The organism is Kitasatospora sp. NPDC054795, from assembly GCF_053611565.1.
In genome coordinates, this window is sequence record NZ_JBSHAP010000084.1 from 21,819 (window position 1) to 40,458 (window position 18,640).

19 protein-coding genes are annotated in these 18,640 nt (G+C 72.6%); 13 read left to right on the plus strand and 6 right to left on the minus strand.

Translation table 11 applies throughout. The features are described from left to right. Positions 1 to 202: 202 nt before the first annotated feature. Positions 203 to 514 carry an MTH1187 family thiamine-binding protein gene (locus ACWGJO_RS27045; protein ID WP_375875015.1) on the plus strand — a complete coding sequence of 104 codons (312 nt, stop codon included), beginning with the start codon at positions 203 to 205 and terminating at the stop codon, positions 512 to 514. A 96-nt stretch (positions 515 to 610) separates the two neighbouring features. Here the strand turns inward: ACWGJO_RS27045 and ACWGJO_RS27050 are convergent, their stop codons facing one another. Further along, on the minus strand, positions 611 to 1,084 hold the full coding sequence (locus tag ACWGJO_RS27050; protein ID WP_452187607.1) for a DoxX family protein: 474 nt from the start codon (positions 1,082 to 1,084) through the stop codon (positions 611 to 613). A 152-nt stretch (positions 1,085 to 1,236) separates the two neighbouring features. Between ACWGJO_RS27050 and ACWGJO_RS27055 the strand changes: the two genes are divergently transcribed. From ACWGJO_RS27055 to ACWGJO_RS27065, 3 genes are all read left to right on the plus strand, one after another. Further along, entirely contained in the window at positions 1,237 to 1,815 is a 579-nt protein-coding gene (locus tag ACWGJO_RS27055) for a TetR/AcrR family transcriptional regulator (protein WP_452187609.1), read from the plus strand. 77 nt (positions 1,816 to 1,892) lie between these two features. Then, on the plus strand, positions 1,893 to 3,311 hold the full coding sequence (locus tag ACWGJO_RS27060) for an MFS transporter (RefSeq protein WP_452187611.1): 1,419 nt from the start codon (positions 1,893 to 1,895) through the stop codon (positions 3,309 to 3,311). Further along, positions 3,308 to 4,069 (plus strand): SDR family NAD(P)-dependent oxidoreductase, encoded by a 762-nt coding sequence (locus tag ACWGJO_RS27065; RefSeq protein WP_359912452.1) that lies wholly within the window; start codon positions 3,308 to 3,310, stop codon positions 4,067 to 4,069. The genes ACWGJO_RS27060 and ACWGJO_RS27065 overlap by 4 nt, the downstream gene beginning before the upstream one ends. A gap of 102 nt (positions 4,070 to 4,171) precedes the next feature. On the opposite strand, the gene ACWGJO_RS27070 is transcribed toward ACWGJO_RS27065, so the two are convergent. Beyond that, positions 4,172 to 4,858 carry an SMI1/KNR4 family protein gene (locus tag ACWGJO_RS27070; protein ID WP_452187613.1) on the minus strand — a complete coding sequence of 229 codons (687 nt, stop codon included), beginning with the start codon at positions 4,856 to 4,858 and terminating at the stop codon, positions 4,172 to 4,174. 226 nt (positions 4,859 to 5,084) lie between these two features. Between ACWGJO_RS27070 and ACWGJO_RS27075 the strand changes: the two genes are divergently transcribed. From ACWGJO_RS27075 to ACWGJO_RS27085, 3 genes are read left to right on the plus strand one after another with little or no spacing between them, the layout of a single operon-like run. Continuing rightward, complete coding sequence (locus tag ACWGJO_RS27075) at positions 5,085 to 6,017, plus strand: carbohydrate ABC transporter permease (RefSeq protein WP_359912458.1); 933 nt, start codon at positions 5,085 to 5,087, stop codon at positions 6,015 to 6,017. After that, positions 6,014 to 6,910 (plus strand): carbohydrate ABC transporter permease, encoded by an 897-nt coding sequence (locus ACWGJO_RS27080; RefSeq protein WP_452187616.1) that lies wholly within the window; start codon positions 6,014 to 6,016, stop codon positions 6,908 to 6,910. The genes ACWGJO_RS27075 and ACWGJO_RS27080 overlap by 4 nt, the downstream gene beginning before the upstream one ends. A gap of 51 nt (positions 6,911 to 6,961) precedes the next feature. Next, entirely contained in the window at positions 6,962 to 8,356 is a 1,395-nt protein-coding gene (locus ACWGJO_RS27085) for an ABC transporter substrate-binding protein (RefSeq protein WP_452187617.1), read from the plus strand. Between the two features lie 71 nt (positions 8,357 to 8,427). On the opposite strand, the gene ACWGJO_RS27090 is transcribed toward ACWGJO_RS27085, so the two are convergent. Both ACWGJO_RS27090 and ACWGJO_RS27095 read right to left on the minus strand, forming a co-directional pair. Continuing rightward, positions 8,428 to 9,390, minus strand: coding sequence for a DMT family transporter (locus ACWGJO_RS27090; protein WP_452187619.1), 963 nt, complete (start codon positions 9,388 to 9,390; stop codon positions 8,428 to 8,430). A gap of 151 nt (positions 9,391 to 9,541) precedes the next feature. Continuing rightward, positions 9,542 to 10,579, minus strand: coding sequence for a lysine-2,3-aminomutase-like protein (locus ACWGJO_RS27095; RefSeq protein ID WP_452187621.1), 1,038 nt, complete (start codon positions 10,577 to 10,579; stop codon positions 9,542 to 9,544). A gap of 316 nt (positions 10,580 to 10,895) precedes the next feature. On the opposite strand from ACWGJO_RS27095, the gene ACWGJO_RS27100 reads away from it, so the two are divergent. Continuing rightward, a complete protein-coding gene (locus ACWGJO_RS27100) occupies positions 10,896 to 11,663 on the plus strand; it encodes a transposase (protein ID WP_452187623.1) in 768 nt (255 codons plus the stop codon). Here ACWGJO_RS27100 and ACWGJO_RS27105 read toward each other — a convergent pair. Both ACWGJO_RS27105 and ACWGJO_RS27110 read right to left on the minus strand, forming a co-directional pair. Further along, on the minus strand, positions 11,653 to 11,934 hold the full coding sequence (locus ACWGJO_RS27105) for a hypothetical protein (protein WP_452187625.1): 282 nt from the start codon (positions 11,932 to 11,934) through the stop codon (positions 11,653 to 11,655). The two genes, ACWGJO_RS27100 and ACWGJO_RS27105, sit on opposite strands and share 11 nt — an antisense overlap. Before the next feature lie 116 nt (positions 11,935 to 12,050). Then, a complete protein-coding gene (locus ACWGJO_RS27110; protein WP_452187627.1) occupies positions 12,051 to 12,320 on the minus strand; it encodes a helix-turn-helix domain-containing protein in 270 nt (89 codons plus the stop codon). Positions 12,321 to 12,418: 98 nt separating this feature from the next. Here ACWGJO_RS27110 and map point away from each other — a divergent pair, with 98 nt between their 5' ends. The 5 genes from map to ACWGJO_RS27135 all read left to right on the plus strand — a co-directional run bounded on the left by map (position 12,419) and on the right by ACWGJO_RS27135 (position 18,609). Continuing rightward, entirely contained in the window at positions 12,419 to 13,186 is a 768-nt protein-coding gene (gene map, locus ACWGJO_RS27115; RefSeq protein WP_452187629.1) for a type I methionyl aminopeptidase, read from the plus strand. 40 nt (positions 13,187 to 13,226) lie between these two features. Continuing rightward, a complete protein-coding gene (locus ACWGJO_RS27120) occupies positions 13,227 to 13,922 on the plus strand; it encodes an HAD family hydrolase (protein ID WP_452187631.1) in 696 nt (231 codons plus the stop codon). Between the two features lie 106 nt (positions 13,923 to 14,028). Then, positions 14,029 to 14,454: an acyl-CoA thioesterase gene (locus ACWGJO_RS27125; RefSeq protein ID WP_452187633.1), complete on the plus strand. Its 426-nt coding sequence runs from the start codon at positions 14,029 to 14,031 to the stop codon at positions 14,452 to 14,454. Between the two features lie 163 nt (positions 14,455 to 14,617). Beyond that, the gene (locus ACWGJO_RS27130) at positions 14,618 to 16,129 is read left to right on the plus strand and encodes an alpha/beta hydrolase (RefSeq protein WP_452187635.1); all 1,512 of its coding nucleotides are present in this window, start codon (positions 14,618 to 14,620) and stop codon (positions 16,127 to 16,129) included. A gap of 170 nt (positions 16,130 to 16,299) precedes the next feature. Then, positions 16,300 to 18,609, plus strand: coding sequence for a transglycosylase domain-containing protein (locus tag ACWGJO_RS27135; protein ID WP_452187637.1), 2,310 nt, complete (start codon positions 16,300 to 16,302; stop codon positions 18,607 to 18,609). The last annotated feature ends 31 nt before the right edge of the window (positions 18,610 to 18,640 follow it).

Here is an 18,640-nt window from a genome sequence, read left to right on the forward strand (position 1 = left end):
TCGCGGTACGGTCTCCGGGAGCGCGGCGGGGGGGCGGGGGGGTTGGGCCGGTGGGTGGCCCCCCCCCCCCCCCGCCGCGCGGGGGGCCCCCCCGCCGGCGCGGAGGGCCGCGTGTGGTCTGGCGCCCGCCATTCGCCGGGCCCCGGCCGGGGGCCGCCCGGCCCCAGCGACCCGTGTCGTCCAGCACAAGGAGCGCAGAGCCGTGATCGCAGCCTTTTCGGTGACCCCGCTGGGGATCGGCGAGGACGTGGGGGAGGCGGTGGCCGCCGCCGTCCGGGTGGTGCGGGAGAGCGGTCTCCCGAACCGCACGGACGCGATGTTCACCAGCATCGAGGGGGAGTGGGACGAGGTGATGCCGGTGATCAGGGCGGCGATCGAGGCGGTGAAGGCGTACGGCAACCGGGTCAGCACAGTCATCAAGATCGACGACCGGGCTGGGGTCACCGACGGCCTCACCGCCAAGGTCGCCTCGGTCGAGCGGCACCTGGCCGCCGGGGGCCCGTCGGACCGCTGAGAGTCCGTCGGGCCGCCGAGGACCCGTTGAACCCGCTGACGGCCGACGGACCGTCGGATGGGCTGTGCCGAACGGTGGTTGGCGCGGGCCGGCCGGTCAGACCGTCGATGTCGGACGGATCGCCGGTTCGGCCGCGACGGCCGGCGGCCTGTGGGTGAGCAGCCGGTCCAGGGCGTACGGGCCGGAGCCGAGCGTCGCGATGGCCAGGAAGGCCCAGCAGAACAGCACCGAGGCCTCGCCCCCGTTCTGCAGGGGCAGCAGGGCGTGCTCCTGGTGGACGGTGAAGTAGGCGTAGGCCATCGAGCCGGAGCAGAGCAGGGCGGCCGGCCTGGTGCCGGCGCCGAGCAGCACCAGGGCGCCGCCGACCAGCTGGATCAGTGCGGCCCACCAGCCGGGCCACTGGCCGAGCGGGACGGTGCCGCCGCCCTTGGCGCCGCCGAGCACGCCGAACAGCGAGGCGGCGCCGTGGCAGGCGAAGAGCAGGCCGACGACGATCCGAAAGGCCGTCAGCACGACAGGTCTGGCTGCGTCGGTGGTCTGCCGGGGGTGGTTGGGGCGGTGTGCGGGCATGCGAAACGCCTCCTGTGGGGGAAGGAGGTGGATGGGAGCGGTAAGGGTAGCCTTGGTCTAGTCCACTTGGCAATGCTCCGTCAGAGATCAGGTCTGGACCAATAGTTGCCCTTTCTTGACTGCTCGGTCCAGAAAGGGCTACCGTTCCCGGCATGGCGCGAACGAAGGAATTCGACCCGGACGCGGCGCTGCAGGCGGCCCTGGAGCTGTTCTGGCAGCGCGGCTACGAGGCGACGTCGATGGCCGACCTGGTCGAGCGGCTCGGCGTCGCCCGGGCCAGCATCTACGCGACCTTCGGCAGCAAGCGCGAGCTGTACCTGCGGGCGCTGGAGCGCTACTGCGAGCAGAGCGACTCGGCGCGGCTGCTCGACCTCTCCCAGCCCGGTCCGGCGCTGCCGGCGGTCAGGGCGCTGGTCCGCCGGTACGCCGTGACGGACGAGGAGGAGGGGCGGCGCGGCTGCTTCGTCACCAATACGGCGGTGGAGCTCGCCCCGCACGACCCGGCGGCGTCCCGCCGGGTGGAGGCGAGTCTCGACCGCCTGGAGACGCTGCTCACCGCCGCCCTGGCACGGGCCGCCGCGCAGGGCGAACTGCCCGCCGGGCGGGATCCGCGGACGCTCGCCCGGATGCTGGTCGTGCTGCTCCAGGGCATCCGGGTGGTGGGCAAGACCGCCGACGGCGCGCCCCGGGCGCGGGACGCCGCCGAGCAGGCGCTGGCGCTGCTGGACTGACACCGGCCGGCCCGGGCCGGCGTCTTTTTCGGAGCTCATTCTGGACCGAACGGTCTTTATAGGGGGGAGGGTTTTACATGGCCGTCATCATTACCGGTCGGTACGGCTTCGCGCTGCTCGGCGTCGTCCAGGCGATGCTGATCTTCACGATCATGATCCTGACCGTGCCGCTGCCGCTGGTGGCGCGGGAGTTCGGACTCGGCCCGTCCGGGGTGCTGCTGCTCAGCGCCGCCTACGGGCTCTCCTTCAGCTCCCTGCTGCTGCTCGGCGGCCGCTTGACGGACCGCCACGGCGGCCGCCCGGTGCTCCGCGCCGGCCTGGCACTGCTCGCCGCCGCCTCGATCGCCTGCGCCCTCGCGCCCGGCTACCCCGTCCTGCTGGCGAGCCGCTTCGTACAGGGCGTCGGCGCCGCCCTCACCGCCCCGGCGGCGGTCGCGGTGGTCCGGGTGCTGCACCCCGAACCGGCCGCCTACCGGCGGGCGATGGCCACCTGGGGCGGTCTGTCGGTGCTCGGCGCCACCGTCGGCAGCGTCGTCTCGGGCGCGGTCGCCGCGGCGGTCTCCTGGCGCTGGCTGTTCGCGGTGCCCGTACTGGTCGCCCTGCTCGGCCTCGTCCGTTCCGCGGCCCTGCCCGCCGCCGCCCCGGTCGGCGCCCGCCCGGCGCTGGACCTGCGCGGTGCCGCCCTCGCCACCGCCGGTGTCTGCGCGGCGAGTTACGCCCTGGTCGCCTCCACCGAACACGGCTGGCGCAGCCCCGGCACGTACGGTCCGCTGGTCGCCGGGGCGCTCCTGCTGTCGGCCTTCGCCGCCGCCGAACGCCGCACCGCCGACCCGCTGCTGCCGCCCGGCTTCCTCGCCGACCGGCGCCGGGCCACCGCGCTCGCGGCCGTCATGGCCACCGCCGCCGGCACCGCGCTCACCTTCGTCCTGCTCTCGCTCTACCTCCAGCAGCTGCGAGGCTGGAGCGCCGCGGCCACCTCCGCCGCCTTCCTGCCGTACGCGGTCGTCCTGCTGCTCTCCGGTCGGCTCGCCGGGCCGCTGAGCGTCCGGTACGGCCCGGTGGCGGTCAGCGCCGGAGGCCTCGCCCTGGCCGCCGCCGGGCTCGGACTGCTGGCCGGGCTCGGCCCCGGCAGCGGCTACGCCCTCGGACTGCTGCCCGGACTGATCCTGCTGCCCGCCGGCGCCGCCGCGGCCTTCGCCGGAGCGACCGTGCTCGCCACCGGCGGGGTGCCGCCCGAGCGCACCGGACTGGCCGCGGGAGTGTTCAACACGGCCATGGAACTCGGTCCCACCGCCGGACTGGCCGCCCTGATGGCGCTCGCCGCCACCCGCCCGAGCGTGGTCGGCGGATACGCCGCGGCCTTCGCGGCGGCCGCCGTCGGGCTGGCGCTCACCGCCGTCGCGGTCGCCGCCCTGCCCCGGACCATCGGCCCCACCGACCCAACCAGCCCCACCGCAACCGAACACACCGACCGCATCAAGGAGTTCACCTCATGACCACGCGTTTCGCCGACAAGTCCGTCCTGGTGACCGGCGCCGGCAGCGGCATCGGCCGGGCCATCGCGCTGGCCTTCGCCCGTGAGGGCGCCCGGGTCGCGGTCGCCGGCCGCGGCGCCGGCCCGCTCGCCGGGACCGTCGAGCTGATCGAGCGGGCCGGCGGCAAGGCGGTCGCGCTCACCGGCGACGTGACGAACGCCCAGGACGCCGCCCGGCTGGTCCGGGAGGCCGTCGAGCGGTTCGGCGGCCTGGACGTCGCCGTCAACAATGCCGGAGTGTTCGGCGCCGCCGGCCCGGTCGCCGACATCGACGAGGCGGAGTGGCAGCGGGTGATCGGCGTCAACGTCACCGGAACCCTGCTCGCCATGCAGGCGCAGATCGCCCACATGCGGGCCCACGGCGGCGGCGCGATCGTCAACGTCTCGTCCAACCTCGGTGCCCACAAGCGGATCGCGGGCGTCGGCGCCTACGCCGCCAGCAAGGCCGCGGTCACCGTGCTGACCCGGGCCGCTGCCCTCGACCACATCGCCGAGGGCGTGCGGATCAACACCGTCAGCCCCGGCGCGGTGGACACCCCGATGTCCTCCCGGCCGGGTGAGGACGCCGAGGCCAAGGCCGAGCGGATGAGGGCCGAGGTCCCGGTCGGCCGGGTCGGCGCGACGGAGGAGGTGGCCGCCGCGGTGCTGTACCTGGCCTCCGACGAGGCGGGCTACACCGTCGGCAGTGACCTGGTGCTGGACGGCGGCTCCTCCGCCTGACCCGCCCCTCCGCCGGGCGGTCCCTCCGCCTGACCCGCCCCTCCGCCCGGCGGCCCCTCCGCCCCTTCGCCCGGCAACCTCCTCCGCCCGACCTCCGGCCGGCTACTCGCCCAGCCAGTCCCCGGGCAGCACCCCGTAGAGCGCGTCCAGCGCCTGCGGGGTGCGGGCGCGGGCCACCACCCAGGCCCCCTCGGCCACCCCGACCAACACCTCCGGGCCCTGGTACCAGCGGAAGTTGCGGCCGAGCGCGGGCAACTCCAGCAGGCCGTCCGGCAGTTCGTCCTCCAATTCGAGGAAGTCGGTCAGCTCGTGCTCCTCCAGCAGCTTCTCCATCATCGCCATCGCCGCGGCCGCCGTGGAGAAGCGCTCCTCCCAGGGCTCCCACCGCTCCTGTGACTTGTCCGCCAGGTCGAGCCGGCCCACCGTCGGCGGGTCCTCCCGGTCGAGGGCGTCCAGCGGCACGCCCCAGTGCGCACAGCCCTGGTTCTCCGCCCGGTACACCAGCGCGCCGTCCAGCACGTGCAGCTCGTCCGGCGTCAGCAGCACGTCCTGGCTGCTGGTCAGATCCGCCCGGCGGCCGAACAGCCGGTATGCCTCGCGCAGCGCCACCGGCAGCCGCAGGCCCAGCCGCCGCTCGGCCGCGTCCAGCTCCGCGTCCGTGAAGCCGTCGCCCGGCCCCAGCGGCTCGCCCCAGTAGGCGGCGAAGCCCCTGACGAGCGCCCAGGCACCCGCGCGGGAGCGCACACTTTCGGCCATTGCCGCCGGGATGTCGAATTCCGTTTCGTCCACCCGCGCACCGTACGCCACCCCTCCGACAACGCGGTTAACCGCTCGACAGCCCGCCCGCCGCCGGTGCGCAGCCCCTCCGCCGCCCGTCCGGGCACGACCGGCCGGATCTGACGCGAACGCGTAATCCCGGCGACACCCGTTGATCACCACGGGGTTTCCACGCCGTCGTTCGGGCAAGACACGGTTTCGGCCGGAACCGACATCACGAAAGGCGGACGCGCGAAAGATGCCGACCGCACCGCACACCGGGCCCCTCCCGGGCCGCCGCTCCCCACGGGGAGGGCGCTGGGGCGAACACGGGCTCGCCTGGGCCTTCCTGCTGCCCTCCCTGGTGGTCTTCGTCCTCTTCATCGGCTACCCGCTGGGCCGGACCGTCTACCTCAGCGGGCACGCCAACGACCTCTTCGGCGCGCCCTCCCGCTACGTGGGGACGAAGCACTACACCGACCTGTTCGCCTCGGCCGACTTCGGCCGCACCCTGACGACCACGGCCCTGTTCACCCTGCTCACCGTGGTGCCCGGGGTGCTCGGCGCGCTGGCGCTGGTGCTGCTCCTGGAGAACCGGATCCGAGGCGTTCGGCTGCTGCGCTCGGCGTTCGCGCTGCCCTTCGCCTTCTCGGTGGCCAGCGCCTCGGTGGTCTTCGCGGTGTTCTTCAACCCCGCCAGCGGGGTGCTCAACGGCCTGCTCTCGCACGTCGGCCTCGGCCCGGTCGGCTGGCTGACCGACTCCCGGTACGCGCTGCTCTCGGTGGCCGTCACCACGGTGTGGATGAACCTCGGCTACAACGTGCTGGTGCTCTCCGCGGGCATCGGCTCGATCCCGGGGGAGGTCCTGGAGGCGGCCCGCATCGACGGCGCCTCCGGCCTGCGGCTGGCCCGCTCGATCACCGTCCCGATGCTCGGCCCGAACCTGTTCTTCCTGACCGTGGTCTCCACCGTCCACGCGCTCCAGAGCTTCGGCCAGATCCACATCCTCACCAAGGGCGGGCCGGACGGCTCCACCCGGACCCTCGTCTACTCCGTCTACGAGAAGGCCTTCGCCTACGGCTCCAGCGACTTCGGCACTGCGAGCGCCCAGGCCGTGGTGCTGCTCGTGGTCGTCCTCGCCTGCACGGCCGTCCAGTTCGGCGTCCTGGAGCGGAAGGTGCACTACGCATGACCACCCTGACCACCGAGACCGGGGCGCAGGCCGAGACGCCCCGCCCGCGCGCCCGTGCCCTCGCCGGGCGCTCCCCGCGCGACCTGCTCGGCCGCGCCGCCGTCCACCTGCTGCTCGCCGTCGCGGTCGTCACCGTGGCCTTCCCGGTCTACTACGCGATCGCCGGTGCCTTCATGGGCCCGTCCGAACTCTCCTCCTACCCGCCGGCCCTGGTGCCGCACTCGGTCACCGGACGGAACTTCTCCGGCGCCGTGGAGGCCATCCCGCTGGCCCGCCAGTACGCCAACTCGGCGATCGTGGCGACCGCCATCACGCTCGCCCAGCTGTTCACCTCGGTGCTCGCCGCGTACGCGTTCGTGTTCCTGCCGATGAAGGCCCGGGCCGTGGTGTTCGGGGTGTTCCTGGCCACGCTGATGGTCCCGTGGGAGGCGATCATCATCCCCAACTACCTGACGCTGTCCGGCTGGGGGCTCGGCAACACCTACTTCGGCCTGGTGCTGCCCTTCCTGGCCTCCGGCTTCGGCACCTTCATGCTGCGCCAGGCCTTCCGGCAGCTGCCCGGCGAACTGCGCGACGCGGCCCGGATCGACGGGGCCGGCCACTGGCGCTTCCTGTGGCGGATCGTCGTCCCGCTCAACAAGCCGGCCCTCGCGGCGCTGTCGATCTACGTCTTCCTGTCGGCCTGGAACCAGTACTTCTGGCCACTGATCATCACCCGCACGGCGAACATGCAGACCCTCCAGATCGGTCTGACCTCGCTGCGCGACTCCGAGATGGCCGATCCCGGGCTGATCCTGGCCGGTGTCGTGCTCTCCCTGCTGCCCACCCTCGCCCTGGTGGTCTTCGGCCAGCGCTTCATCGTCCGCGGCCTCACCGCGGGTGCCGTCCGCTGACCGCGTGTCCCGTCCACGTCCCCCGCTTTCCCGGATAGAGAGAGAACCCTCGTGAAGAAGAGTGCGCGCGCGCTCGCGGCCCTGCTGGTGGCCGGCCTTTCCCTGACCGCCTGCAGCTCCAGCGGCTCCGGTTCCGGCACCGGAGGCTCCTCCGACGCCGGAGCGCCCGGCGCCCAGGCGCTCGACCAGGCCTCCGGTGTCACCACCGTGGAGTTCTGGCACTCGATGACCGGCAAGAACGCCGACGTGCTGAACGGGCTGGTCGGCCAGTTCAACGCCGCCCACCAGGGCAAGGTCGAGGTCAAGGCGCAGTTCCAGGGCAAGTACGACGAGCTGGTCACCAAGTACAAGGCCGCCGTGCAGCAGAAGGGCACCCCCGCCCTGGCACAGGTCTACGACATCGGCACCCGGTTCATGATCGACTCCAAGCAGACCGTCCCGGCCCAGGCCTTCGCCGACAAGGACGGCTACTCGCTGGACGACCTGGACGCCAACATCCGCAACTACTACTCGGTCGGCGGCAAGCTCCAGTCGATGCCGTTCAACTCCTCGATGCCGCTGCTCTACCTGAACACCGACGCCTTCAAGGAGGCCGGCCTCGACCCGGCGCAGGCGCCCAAGGACCTCAACGAGCTGGGCGAGCTGGCCAAGAAGCTCACCAAGAAGGACGCCGACGGCAAGACCGTCCGGTACGGCTTCGGCGCCGCCATCTACGGCTGGTTCGTGGAGCAGCTGCTCGCCGAGTCCGGCGCCATGTACTGCGACAACGACAACGGCCGCGGCAACAAGGCGGGCAAGGTCGTCTTCGACTCCGCCCAGGGCGCCAAGATCGTCCAGTGGTGGGCCGACCTGGTCAAGGGCGGCTACGCGGCCAACACCGGCCGCACCACCGACGACGCCCAGGCCGCGTTCAAGGCCGGCACGGTCGCGATGCACCTGGAGTCCACCGGTGTGCTGCGCGGCTACACCGAGGCCGCGAAGTTCGGCGTCGGGACCGCGGCCTTCCCCAAGGTCGACGCCGCCGACCAGGGCGGCCCGGTGATCGGCGGCGCCTCGCTGTGGATCAGCGGCCCCGGCCACTCGGACGCCGAGAAGCGCGCCGCCTGGGAGTTCGAGAAGTTCGTCTCCGCCCCCGAGCAGCAGGCCGTCTGGCACACCGGCACCGGCTACTTCCCGGTCAACACCAAGTCCCTCGACGACCCCAAGGACAAGGAGTGGGTGGCCAAGTACCCGCAGTTCCAGACCGCGATCGACCAGCTGAAGGCCACCAAGCCGACCCCGGCCACGGCCGGCTGCCTGCTCGGCGTGATGCCGCAGGCCCGCAAGGGCGTGGAGACCGCGATCGAGCAGGCCATCGCGGGCACCAAGCCGGCCCAGCAGGCCCTGGCCGACGCCGCGAAGGAGCTCCAGCCGGCGATCGAGAGCTACAACAGCTCGGTCGGCTGACCGCCGCGCCCGTGACGACGGCCCGCCCCGCGCACCACGCGCGGGGTGGGCCGCCGCCGTCGGGGCCGCCGCTACGCCGTGTCCGCCTCGGAGAAGAGGAAGATCCCGGCCAGGATCAGCGCGGCCCCGCCGTACTGCCAGGCGTCGATGCGCTCGCCCAGCAGCAGCACCGCGAAGGCGAGCCCGAACACCGGGATGATGTTCAGCAGCACGCCCGCCGTCGTGACCGGGGTCCGGGTCACGGCGCGGTTGTACATCAGGAACGCGCCCGCCAGCCCGCCGCCGCAGACCCCGGCCGCGACCAGCCAGTGCAGCGGGTTGGCCCCGCCGGTGGTCAGGCCGCCGCCCAGCAGCCACTGACCGGCGATCAGCGGCACGGTGAACAGCAGTCCGAAGCCGAACTGGTAGGCCGTGGCGACCAGCGGATCGGTGTCCCGGACGATCCGTCCGGTGAGGATGGTGGCCGCCGCGGCCGCCACCGTACCGAGCAGGACGAGGAGGTCCCCCGTACCGAGCCCGAACACGGCGTGGCTCCCGCCCAGCGCCGCGATGCCCACCGCACCCAGCACCACGCCGCCGACGGCGCGGGGCGTGGGTGCCCGGCGGCCGACCAGCGCGGCCAGCGCGACCACGAAGCAGGCCTCCGAGCCGCGCAGGACGGAGGCCTGGGTCGCGTCGATGTGCGCCATCCCCAGCCCGATCGCCCCGTACCCGACCATCGGCTCGAACAGCCCGAGGAGGGCGAGCCGCCGCAGCTGGTCGCGCGGCGGGCGCCGGTGGCCCCGGCGCAGCAGGAGGGCCCAGGGCAGGGCGGCGGCGGTGACCAGGGAGACGGCGAGCACCGTCACGACCGGGAGCCCGCGCAGGGCGTACTTCTCCGCGGTGGTCCACAAGCCCCAGATCGCCGAGGCCCCGATCAGGGTCAGCGTTCCGCCCGGGTGGCGGACGGCGTTGCCGATCACGCCGGTCGCGGAGCTCCGGGAGCGGGTCGGGAGGGCGGAGTCCGGTCGGCACGGGGTGGGCTCGGTGACCATGGGCCGGTGGGTTCCCTTCGGCGTCGGGCGGTCGGTCCTCGGTGCTCGGTCTTCTCGGTGCTCGGTGCTCGGCGGACCGGGGGACTGCTCACGGTGCTCGTCGGACCGGTCGGCCGGTCGGCCGGTCGGCTCCCCGGGCACTGTCGCAGGATCAGTCCGTGCTGCTCCGGGGCGGGTAGGTGTGGGTGATGCCCCACGGGTCGGTCACGGTCCCGTCGCCGTTCAGGTAGCCCGGGCCGATCGGCACCTTGCCGTGGCCGCCGGGGATGTCGAGCACGTACGTCGGCTGGCACATGCCCGAGACCCGGCCGCGCAGCCGGCGGACGAGCGCCTGCCCCTCCGCGATGGTGGTGCGGAAGTGGCTGGTGCCGACGGCGAGGTCGCCGTGGTGCAGGTAGTACGGCTTGACCCGGTTCACGATCAGGGTGCGGAACAGGGCCTCCAGCGCCTCGGGAGTGTCGTTGACCCCTTTGAGCAGCACCGTCTGGCTGACCAGCGGGATGCCGGAGCCGGCCAGCAGCCGCAGCGCGCGACGGGCGCCGGGGCCGATCTCCTGGCTGTGGTTGGTGTGCACGACGACCCAGACCGGGGTGTCCAGGGTGAGTGCCCCGACCAGTTCCTCGGTCACCCGGTCCGGATCCACCACCGGTACCCGGGTGTGGAAGCGGATCACCTTGACGTGCTCGATCGCGTCGAGCGCCGCCAGGATCGGCCGCAGCCGGCTCGGTGACATGATCAGCGGGTCGCCCCCGGTGAAGATCACCTCCCAGATCTCCGGGTGACTGCGGATGTAGTCCAGGGCGGCGGCGAGCTGGCCCTCCTTCAGCATGGAGTCGCCCGGGCCGACCACCTCCCGGCGGAAGCAGAACCGGCAGTACACGGGGCACACCAGCACCGGCTTGAGCAGCACCCGGTCCGGGTAACGGTGGGTGATGCCCTTGACGGGGGTGAAGGGGTCGTCGCCGATCGGGTCCTCCCGCTCCTCCGGCAGGGAGATCAATTCCTGGCCGGTGGGAACGAACTGACGGGCGACCGGATCGTCGAGCTCGACGATCCGGTCGCGCATGGCGGGAGTGATGCTCAGGGCGTACTTCTTGGCGACGTCGGTGATCGTCGCGAATTCTTCCTCGGGGACGAGTTGCTGTGCGAGCAGTTCCTTGGGCGTGCGAATCGGGCGCGGGGCGACCATGTCTTCAGCTCCTGGGGAAACCGATGAAGATCGTTCGGCGGACGGTGTCGCGTCGCGTTTCGACGGACACCGAAATTCCCGCGAGCGACGTCATCACGGGATTTGCGGAGGGCTTCGGAAATCGATTCGGCGGTGAAAACCAAGAAGGCCGACGAATGACGACGCTAGTCCGGTGGCATAAACGCGTCAAGTTTTGATTGTGACAATATCCGGGAGGCCGCGTCACCGGATGTTAACGGTCCGCGTACGGGCGCCGCGGAGCGGTGCGCTAAAGGTTGTCCCGTAACTGCGGGCTCGCTTCCGCGTTGGTCATGGCATGAATGGGGTGATCTCGGCGAGCGAGCCGATGTGGATCGAGCCGTTCTCGGGGTTGAGCGAGCCGCAGTTCCGCAAGCTGGTCGCGCTGGTACGCCGTCGTGGCGGTGACATCCAGCGCGGCCGGCCGTGGCGGCTCTGCTTGGAGGACCGGGTGCTGCTGGTTGCCACCTACTGGCGGACCAACCTGACGTTACGGCAGGTCGCCCCGCTCTTCGGGATCTCGAAGTCAGCTGCGGACCGGGTGCTGGACCACCTCGCACCGTTGCTGGCGATCTCGCCAGCTCGGCGGCCGCGGCAGGACACCGTACTGATCGTGGACGGCACCCTGGTGCCCACCCGGGACAGGACGATCGCGGCCTCCAGCAAGAACTACCGCTACTCGACTAACCAGCAGGTAGTGATCGACGCCAACAGCCGGCTGGTCGTCGCCGTCGGCCTGCCTCTGCCCGGCAACCGCAACGACTGTCGGGCCTTCACCGAGTCGGGCGTCGACCGCGTCTGCCGAGATGCACCGGTCCTGGCGGACGGCGGCTACCAGGGAACCGGCGCCCTGATTCCGCACCGGCGCCGTCGCGGACAGGAACACCTCACGCCCGAGCAGGAAGCCGACAACGCCGTCCACCGCAGGGCCCGGGCCCGGGTCGAGCACGTCTTCTCACGGATGAAGAACTGGAAGATCCTGCGCGACTGCCGCCTGCGGGGAGCGGGCGTGCACCACGCGATGCTGGGCGTCGCACGCCTCCACAACCTTGCGCTCAGCGGATGAGCTGGTCCCGCCGCACCGTGAACTCCTCAATTCCGTCCGGCGTCGTGACGCCGTGCACCGAGGTGGAGACGGTGACGACCTCGTCGTCCCCCTCCAGTCCATGCTCCTTGGTGGCCGCGCAGGCGACGGTGACCTCCACCGGATACGAGGTGTCCGGGCCGAGCTCGCCGATCACCGCGAAGATCGGGGCCTTGTCGAGCAGCGACCAGCGCCGTCCCGCCGCATCCGTGAACTGAACCTCGACCACCCCGGGCCACGACTCATCGTCCACCCAGCGGACTGCCTCACATCGCAACTCAAGCACGAAACGCCCCCACACCCCGAACAAGGTCATCAACGGGCGCCAAGTATGCCGCGAGACGCCGGGCCCCGGTTACGGGACAACCTTTAGGCGGAGAGCGCCTCTCCGCTCTCCGGGGGCGCGCACGCGGTGGCCAGGTCGTCCATGGACAGGTCGAGCGCGAAGGCCAGCGCCGCGATGGTGAAGAAGGACGGTGTCGGCGCCCGGCCGGTCTCGATCTTCCGCAGCGTCTCGGCCGAGACGCCGGCCGCCGCGGCCACCTCGACCATGCTGCGCTCGCCGCGCGCCTCGCGCAGCAGCGCCCCGAAGCGCTCGCCGCGCTCGCGCTCCCACGGGGTCAGCGGAGTCCTCACCATGCCGACGAGTCTACGGCCCCCTCGCCGCCCGGCGTCCACGCCCCGCGACCGTGATACAAATACCGGTATAAGAATTGGATCCAGGGGAGAGAAGCACCATGGTCGAACTCAAGTCGGACGCCGGGCTGGCCGCGATGCGCGAGGCCGGGCGGGTGGTCGCGCAGGCGCTGGCGGCCGTCCGGGAGCATGCGGCGGCCGGCGTGAGCCTGCTGGAGCTGGACGAGGTGGCGCGGGGCGTGCTCAAGGCCGCCGGGGCCGCCTCGCCGTTCCTCGGCTACCGCCCGTCCTTCGCTCCCGTCCCGTTCCCGGCCGTCATCTGCGCCTCGGTGAACGACGCCGTGGTGCACGGCATCCCGAACGGCTACCGGCTGCGCGACGGCGACCTGGTGAGCATCGACTGCGGCGCCCTCCTGGACGGCTGGGCCGGGGACTCGGCGATCAGCTTCACCGTCGGCACCGCCCGCCCCGAGGACACCGCCCTGATCGAGACCACCCGGCACGCCCTGGAAGCGGGCATCGCCGCCGCCGTGGTCGGCAACCGGACCGGGGACATCGCCCACGCCATCGGCACCGTCGCCCGCGCCGGCCGCTACGGCCTGCTGGACGGCTACGGTGGGCACGGCATCGGCCGCCGGATGCACGAGGACCCGCACGTGGCCAACGAGGGCCGCCCGGGGCGGGGTTACCCGCTGCGCCCCGGCCTGGTGCTGGCGATCGAGCCGATGCTGCTGGCCGGCGGGCGCGACGACCACCGCACCGATCCGGACGGCTGGACCCTGCGCACCGTCGACGGCAGCCGCGCCGCCCACGTCGAGCACACCGTCGCCATCACCGAGGACGGCCCGCGCATTCTCACCCTGCCCTGATCCGGCAAGACCCACAAGGCACGCCCTAAGCTCGGGGTCCATGACCAAAGGCGTGATGTTCGATTTCTCCGGCACCCTCTTCGGCGTCGTCTCCACCGCCGAGTGGCTGGCGGCCCACACCGCCGCCACCGGCCTCGTCCTGCCGGCCCGGGAGGAGGCCGAACTGGTGGCCCGGCTGGAGGAGTTCGGTGCCCTGCCCGGCGGGGTGCCGCCGCGGCGGATCCGGCCGGAGGTCCAGCCGGCGTGGGACACCCGGGACTTGACCCCCGAGTTGCACCGGACCGCGTACACCGCGCTGACCCGCGACGCCGAGCCGCCCGCCGCCCTCGACGTGGACGCCCTCTACGAGTCCCACTGGGCGCCCGCGAACTGGCGGCCGTACCCGGACACCGCCGCCGTGCTGCGCGAGCTGCGCCGCCGGGGCGTGCCGGTCGCGGTGGTGAGCAACATCGGCTGGGACCTGCGGCCGGTCTTCCGCGCGTACGGCCTGGCGGAGCTGGTCGACGTCTACGTGCTGTCGTACGAGGTCGGCGCGCAGAAGCCCGATCCGGTGATCTTCGAGATCGCCTGCGAGCGGCTCGGGCTCGCCCCGGCCGACGTCCTGATGGTCGGCGACGACCGCACCTGCGACGGCGGTGCGACCGCGCTCGGCTGCGGCTTCCACCCCGTCGAGCACCTGCCCGTCGACCGGCGCCCGGACGCCCTCGCGCCGGTGCTGGACGTCCTGACCGGGTGATCCCGGAAGCCGGACCGGACGGCATGACGGCATGACGGCATGAGGGCGTGACGGGGTGACGCAGGACACGAGGTGGCACGCCCGCGGCCCGGAGTAGCGTGCGGGCATGAGTGATCAGGACTTCACCACGCGCATCACCGTCCGCGGGTACGAGACCGACTCCCAGGGGCACCTCAACCAGGCGGTCTACCTCCAGTACGCCGAGCACGCCCGCTGGGAGTACCTCCGGGCGGCCGGGATCCGCCAGGCGGACCTGGTCGCCGAGGGGGTCGGCCCGGTCGTCCTGGAGACCACGGTCAAGTACCTGCGGGAGCTGCGCGCGGGAGACTCGGTGGAGGTGGGCTGCTCGTTCATGTGGCGGGAGGGCAAGACCTTCCAGCTGGTGCAGCGGCTGGTCCGCGAGGACGGCGTGCTGGCCGCCGAGATCACCGGCGTCGGCGGCATCCTCGACCTGACGGAGCGCAGGCTGGTCGCCGACCCGCGCGAGCCGCTGCGCGCCCTGGCCGCCGACCCGGGCCTGCTCGGCCTCTGAGCGAACAGGCCCGGCGAACCCGGCCCGCCCACCGCCCTCACGCTCCACGGCTGGAGACCGCGACCGGCGGCGGTCTCCACCCCGTCGCCGGGGGATTTCCCCACTCCCGACCGGCCCGCTGTCCGGATGGGACCAAGTCCCGTGCCGCAGCAGACTCTTGGGCATGACGAAGCCCACCCGCACCATCGCCGCCGCGGTCACCGCGGCCGCCGCCCTCGCCGTGACCGCGCTGAGTGCCCTGCCCGCCGGCGCGGCCGGCACCGCGCCGCCCGGAAGGGACGGCCTGGCCTGGGCCGCCTGCCCGGACGCCCCGGCCGACAGCCCCCAGCGCTGCGCCGAGGTCACCGTCCCGCTGGACTACGCCGACCCGAACGGCCCCCGCATCACCCTCGCCGTCTCCCGGATCACCGCCGCCGATCCCGGCCTGCGCCGCGGCGTGCTGCTGGCCGTCCCCGGCGGACCGGGCGGCTCCAGCCTCGACCTCGTCCACGGCATGGCGGGGCACCTGCCGCAGTCCGTCCGGGACCGCTACGACGTGGTCGGCTTCGACCCGCGCGGCGTCGGCCGTTCCACCCCGGTCGGCTGCGGACTGGACACCGCCGACCTGTCGATGGTCAAGGTGCGTCCCTGGCCGGCCGCCGACGGCTCGATCGACGGGAACCTGGCCACCGCCCGCCGCGTCGCCGAGACCTGCGCGCGCAACGGCGGCCCGGTGCTGCGCAGCATCTCCACCGCCAACGAGGCCCGCGACATCGACAGCGTCCGCCGCGCCCTCGGCGAGCGCCGCCTCTCCGTGTGGGGCGTCTCGTACGGCACCTACGCGGGCGCGGTCTACGCCACCATGTTCCCCGAGCGCACCGACCGGATCGTGCTGGACAGCAACGACGACCCGGACCCGACCCGGGTCGGGCGCGGCTGGCTGGACAACTACGGCCGGGGCGTGGAGGACCGCTTCCCCGACTTCGCCGCCTGGGCGTCGGCCCCGGACAACCCGGACCGGGTCGCGGACACCCCCGAGGAGGTCCGCCCGCTCTTCCTCGACCTCGCCGCCCGCCTCGACCGGGCCCCGCTGCCCTGGGAGGGCGCCAACCCGGCGGAGCTGAACGGCAACGTGCTGCGCGAGACCCTGCTGGAGAGCATGTACGCGGACGCGAAGTTCCCGGTCCTCGCCCGGCTGATGCTGGCCGGTCTCGGCCGTGCTCCGCTGCCCGTCCCGCCCAAGCCGGGCGAGCGGGAGCTGCAGGCGGTGCAGAACACCCTCGCCGTCTCGGTCGGCACCCTCTGCAACGACGTCCGGTGGCCCACCGACCCGGCGGGCTACGCCAAGGCCGTCACCGCGGACCGCGCCGCCCGTCCGCTCACCGCCGGCCTGCCGGTGAACGTGATGCCCTGTGCCTTCTGGCCGTTCGCGCCCGCCGAGCCGCCGGTGCGGGTGACCGACCGCGGCCCGGCCAACGTGCTGCTCACCCAGAACCTGCGCGACCCCGCGACGCCGTACGCCGGTGCGCTCAAGCTGCGGGCGGCCTTCGGGGACCGGGCGCGGATGGTGGCGGTGGACTCGGGCGGCCACGACGTGTACCGGGCCAACGGGAACGCCTGCGGCGACCAGGTGGTGACGGACTACCTGGTCACCGGCCGCCGCCCGGCCCGGGACGTCTTCTGCCCGGCGGGCTGAGCGGGGGCGCGAGGAGGCAGCGGGGGCAACGGGCCGTGGACGAACGGCCCTTGTTCCTGCGTGCACGCCCGTTCGGCCCCCGGGAATGAGTCGAATCCGTCGCGATTTTGTGACAATCCTTCACCGGTACCCGCCCCCCACGGCCTGGTGACGGCCGTAATGTTCGATCTATGTCACCGAAGAGCCGCATACCCGCCGCCTCGGACCCGGGCGACACCTGGGTGCCGCGCCCGAGGCGCCGCGAGACCCCGCTCGGCATCCTGGGCCACGCGGCCACCTTCCTCGGCGCCAGCGTGCTGGGCGGCATCCTGCTGGCGGGCCTGATCCTCCCGGCGGCCGGGGCGGTCGGACTCGGGGCGAAGAACGGCGCCGAGGGCTTCGAGAGCATCCCCGACGACTTCAGGACCCCGCCGCTGAGCCAGGCGACCCAGATCTTCGACGCCAACGGCGGTCTGATCGCCAAGGTGTACGAGCGCGACCGGACCGTCATACCCGCCGACCAGATGTCCCCGCTGATCCGTACGGCGCAGGTCGACATCGAGGACGCCCGGTTCTACGAGCACGGCGCCGTCGACCTCAAGGGCATCCTGCGCGCGATCACCAAGAACGCGGAGAGCGGCGCCGCGGTCCAGGGCGCCTCCACCCTGACCCAGCAGTACGTGAAGAACGTCAACGTCGAGAAGGCCGGGGACGACCCGGACGCGGTGCGCGAGGCGCAGCGCAAGACGCTCGGCCGCAAGATCCAGGAACTCCGGTACGCCATCAAGCTGGAGGAGGACCTGACCAAGGAGCAGATCCTCACCAACTACCTCAACATCACCTTCTACGGCCACCAGGCGTACGGCATCCAGGCCGCCTCCCAGCGCTACTTCGGCAAGGATGCCAAGGACCTCGTCCTGCCCGAGGCGGCGATGCTCGCCGGGCTGGTGCAGAACCCGTCCCAGTACGACCCGAAGCTGCACCCGGTGGCCGCCCAGAAGCGCCGCGACACCGTCATCGACAAGATGGTGGAGAACAAGCACATCACCGCGGAGCAGGCCAGGGAGGCGAAGGCCGCCCCGCTCGGCCTCAACTACAAGGACCCGCGCAACGGTTGCATCACCGCCCAGGCCGGTATGGGCTTCTTCTGCGACTACGTGCGCCACGTGGTCAAGCAGGACCCGTCGTTCGGCAAGAGCGCGGCGGAGCGCAAGAAGCTGTGGGACACCGGCGGCCTGAACATCTACACCACGCTGGACCCGGACAAGCAGGCCGCCGCCCAGAACGCCGTCTCCACCAAGGTGTACGTCACCGACCCGGTCTCGGCCGCGATGACGATGGTCGAGCCCGGCAGCGGCAAGATCCTGGCGATGGCGCAGACCCGCCCGTACGGCCTGGCCAAGGAGAAGAACGAGACCGTCGTCAACTACAACGTGGACGCGGCGATGGGCGGCGGCATCGGCTTCCAGCCCGGCTCCAACTTCAAGCCGATCGTGGCCGCCGCCGCCCTGGAGGCCGGGCTGTCGAAGTCCCAGCGGTACGACTCGCCCAACCGGATGGACTGGCCGACGATGCGGACCTGCGACGGCACCTGGAAGAACCTCAGCAAGGGGAAGAAGGAGGGGACCATCCCCAACGAGAGCACCTCCGAGGTCGGCCCGTACGAGCTCAAGCAGGCCATGGCGCTCTCCGTGAACACCTACTTCGTGCAGATGGAGCAGGAGATCGGCCTCTGCGCCGTCAAGCAGATGGCCAACAAGCTGGGCATGGAGGGCAAGGCCGACGGCTCGGCGCTGCAGGAGGTGCCGGCGCTCGGCCTGGGCACCCAGGAGGTCAGCCCGCTGACCATGGCCAACGTGTACGCGACCTTCGCCGCCCGGGGGACCTACTGCGCGCCGATGGCGATCAACCGGATCACCACGGTGGACGGCGCCGACGTCCCGGTGCCCCCGGCCCGGTGCACCCCGGTGATGTCCGAGGACACCGCCGACGTGATCAACAGCGTGCTGCTCGGGGTGACCGAGAAGGGCGGTACCGCGCGGGACCTCGGCCTGGACGACCGCCGCCAGATCGCCGGCAAGACCGGGACGACGGACGAGAAGAAGTCGGCCTGGTTCACCGGCTACACGGGCAACCTGGCGGGCTCGGTCTGGCTGGGCAGCCCCGGTACCAAGGTGCCGATGCGCAACATCCGGATCGGCGGCAAGTACCAGGCCGAGGTCTTCGGCGCCACCGGCCCCGGCCCGATCTGGCAGCAGGCGATGAGCGACGCGGTGCGGAACATGCCGGAGAAGGACTTCACCACCGTCTACATCCCGGACCCGGTGCGGCGGGACACCAACTGCCCCACCCCCGGCGGCACGCCGGGCCCGGCCACCTGCACCGGCGCCCCCGCCACCGGCGGCCCGGGGAACACCGGCAGGCCGCGCGGGGGCACCCCGACCCCCGGCCGCACCGGGCCCTTCGCCCCACCCGGCACCGCGGACCCCGAGGACCGGTGAGCCGCCCGGCCCCGCACGAGTACCCGTACTC

What these genes read in the sequence shown, in the direction of transcription:
- ACWGJO_RS27050 (WP_452187607.1), bottom strand. Translation starts at nt 1,084, where the DNA reads ATGCCCGCACACCGCCCCAACCACCCCCGGCAGACCACCGACGCAGCC.
- ACWGJO_RS27055 (WP_452187609.1), top strand. Translation starts at nt 1,237, where the DNA reads ATGGCGCGAACGAAGGAATTCGACCCGGACGCGGCGCTGCAGGCGGCC.
- ACWGJO_RS27060 (WP_452187611.1), top strand. Translation starts at nt 1,893, where the DNA reads ATGGCCGTCATCATTACCGGTCGGTACGGCTTCGCGCTGCTCGGCGTC.
- ACWGJO_RS27065 (WP_359912452.1), top strand. Translation starts at nt 3,308, where the DNA reads ATGACCACGCGTTTCGCCGACAAGTCCGTCCTGGTGACCGGCGCCGGC.
- ACWGJO_RS27075 (WP_359912458.1), top strand. Translation starts at nt 5,085, where the DNA reads ATGCCGACCGCACCGCACACCGGGCCCCTCCCGGGCCGCCGCTCCCCA.
- ACWGJO_RS27080 (WP_452187616.1), top strand. Translation starts at nt 6,014, where the DNA reads ATGACCACCCTGACCACCGAGACCGGGGCGCAGGCCGAGACGCCCCGC.
- ACWGJO_RS27090 (WP_452187619.1), bottom strand. Translation starts at nt 9,390, where the DNA reads ATGGTCACCGAGCCCACCCCGTGCCGACCGGACTCCGCCCTCCCGACC.
- ACWGJO_RS27095 (WP_452187621.1), bottom strand. Translation starts at nt 10,579, where the DNA reads ATGGTCGCCCCGCGCCCGATTCGCACGCCCAAGGAACTGCTCGCACAG.
- ACWGJO_RS27100 (WP_452187623.1), top strand. Translation starts at nt 10,896, where the DNA reads ATGAATGGGGTGATCTCGGCGAGCGAGCCGATGTGGATCGAGCCGTTC.
- ACWGJO_RS27110 (WP_452187627.1), bottom strand. Translation starts at nt 12,320, where the DNA reads ATGGTGAGGACTCCGCTGACCCCGTGGGAGCGCGAGCGCGGCGAGCGC.
- map (WP_452187629.1), top strand. Translation starts at nt 12,419, where the DNA reads ATGGTCGAACTCAAGTCGGACGCCGGGCTGGCCGCGATGCGCGAGGCC.
- ACWGJO_RS27120 (WP_452187631.1), top strand. Translation starts at nt 13,227, where the DNA reads ATGACCAAAGGCGTGATGTTCGATTTCTCCGGCACCCTCTTCGGCGTC.
- ACWGJO_RS27125 (WP_452187633.1), top strand. Translation starts at nt 14,029, where the DNA reads ATGAGTGATCAGGACTTCACCACGCGCATCACCGTCCGCGGGTACGAG.
- ACWGJO_RS27130 (WP_452187635.1), top strand. Translation starts at nt 14,618, where the DNA reads ATGACGAAGCCCACCCGCACCATCGCCGCCGCGGTCACCGCGGCCGCC.
- ACWGJO_RS27135 (WP_452187637.1), top strand. Translation starts at nt 16,300, where the DNA reads ATGTCACCGAAGAGCCGCATACCCGCCGCCTCGGACCCGGGCGACACC.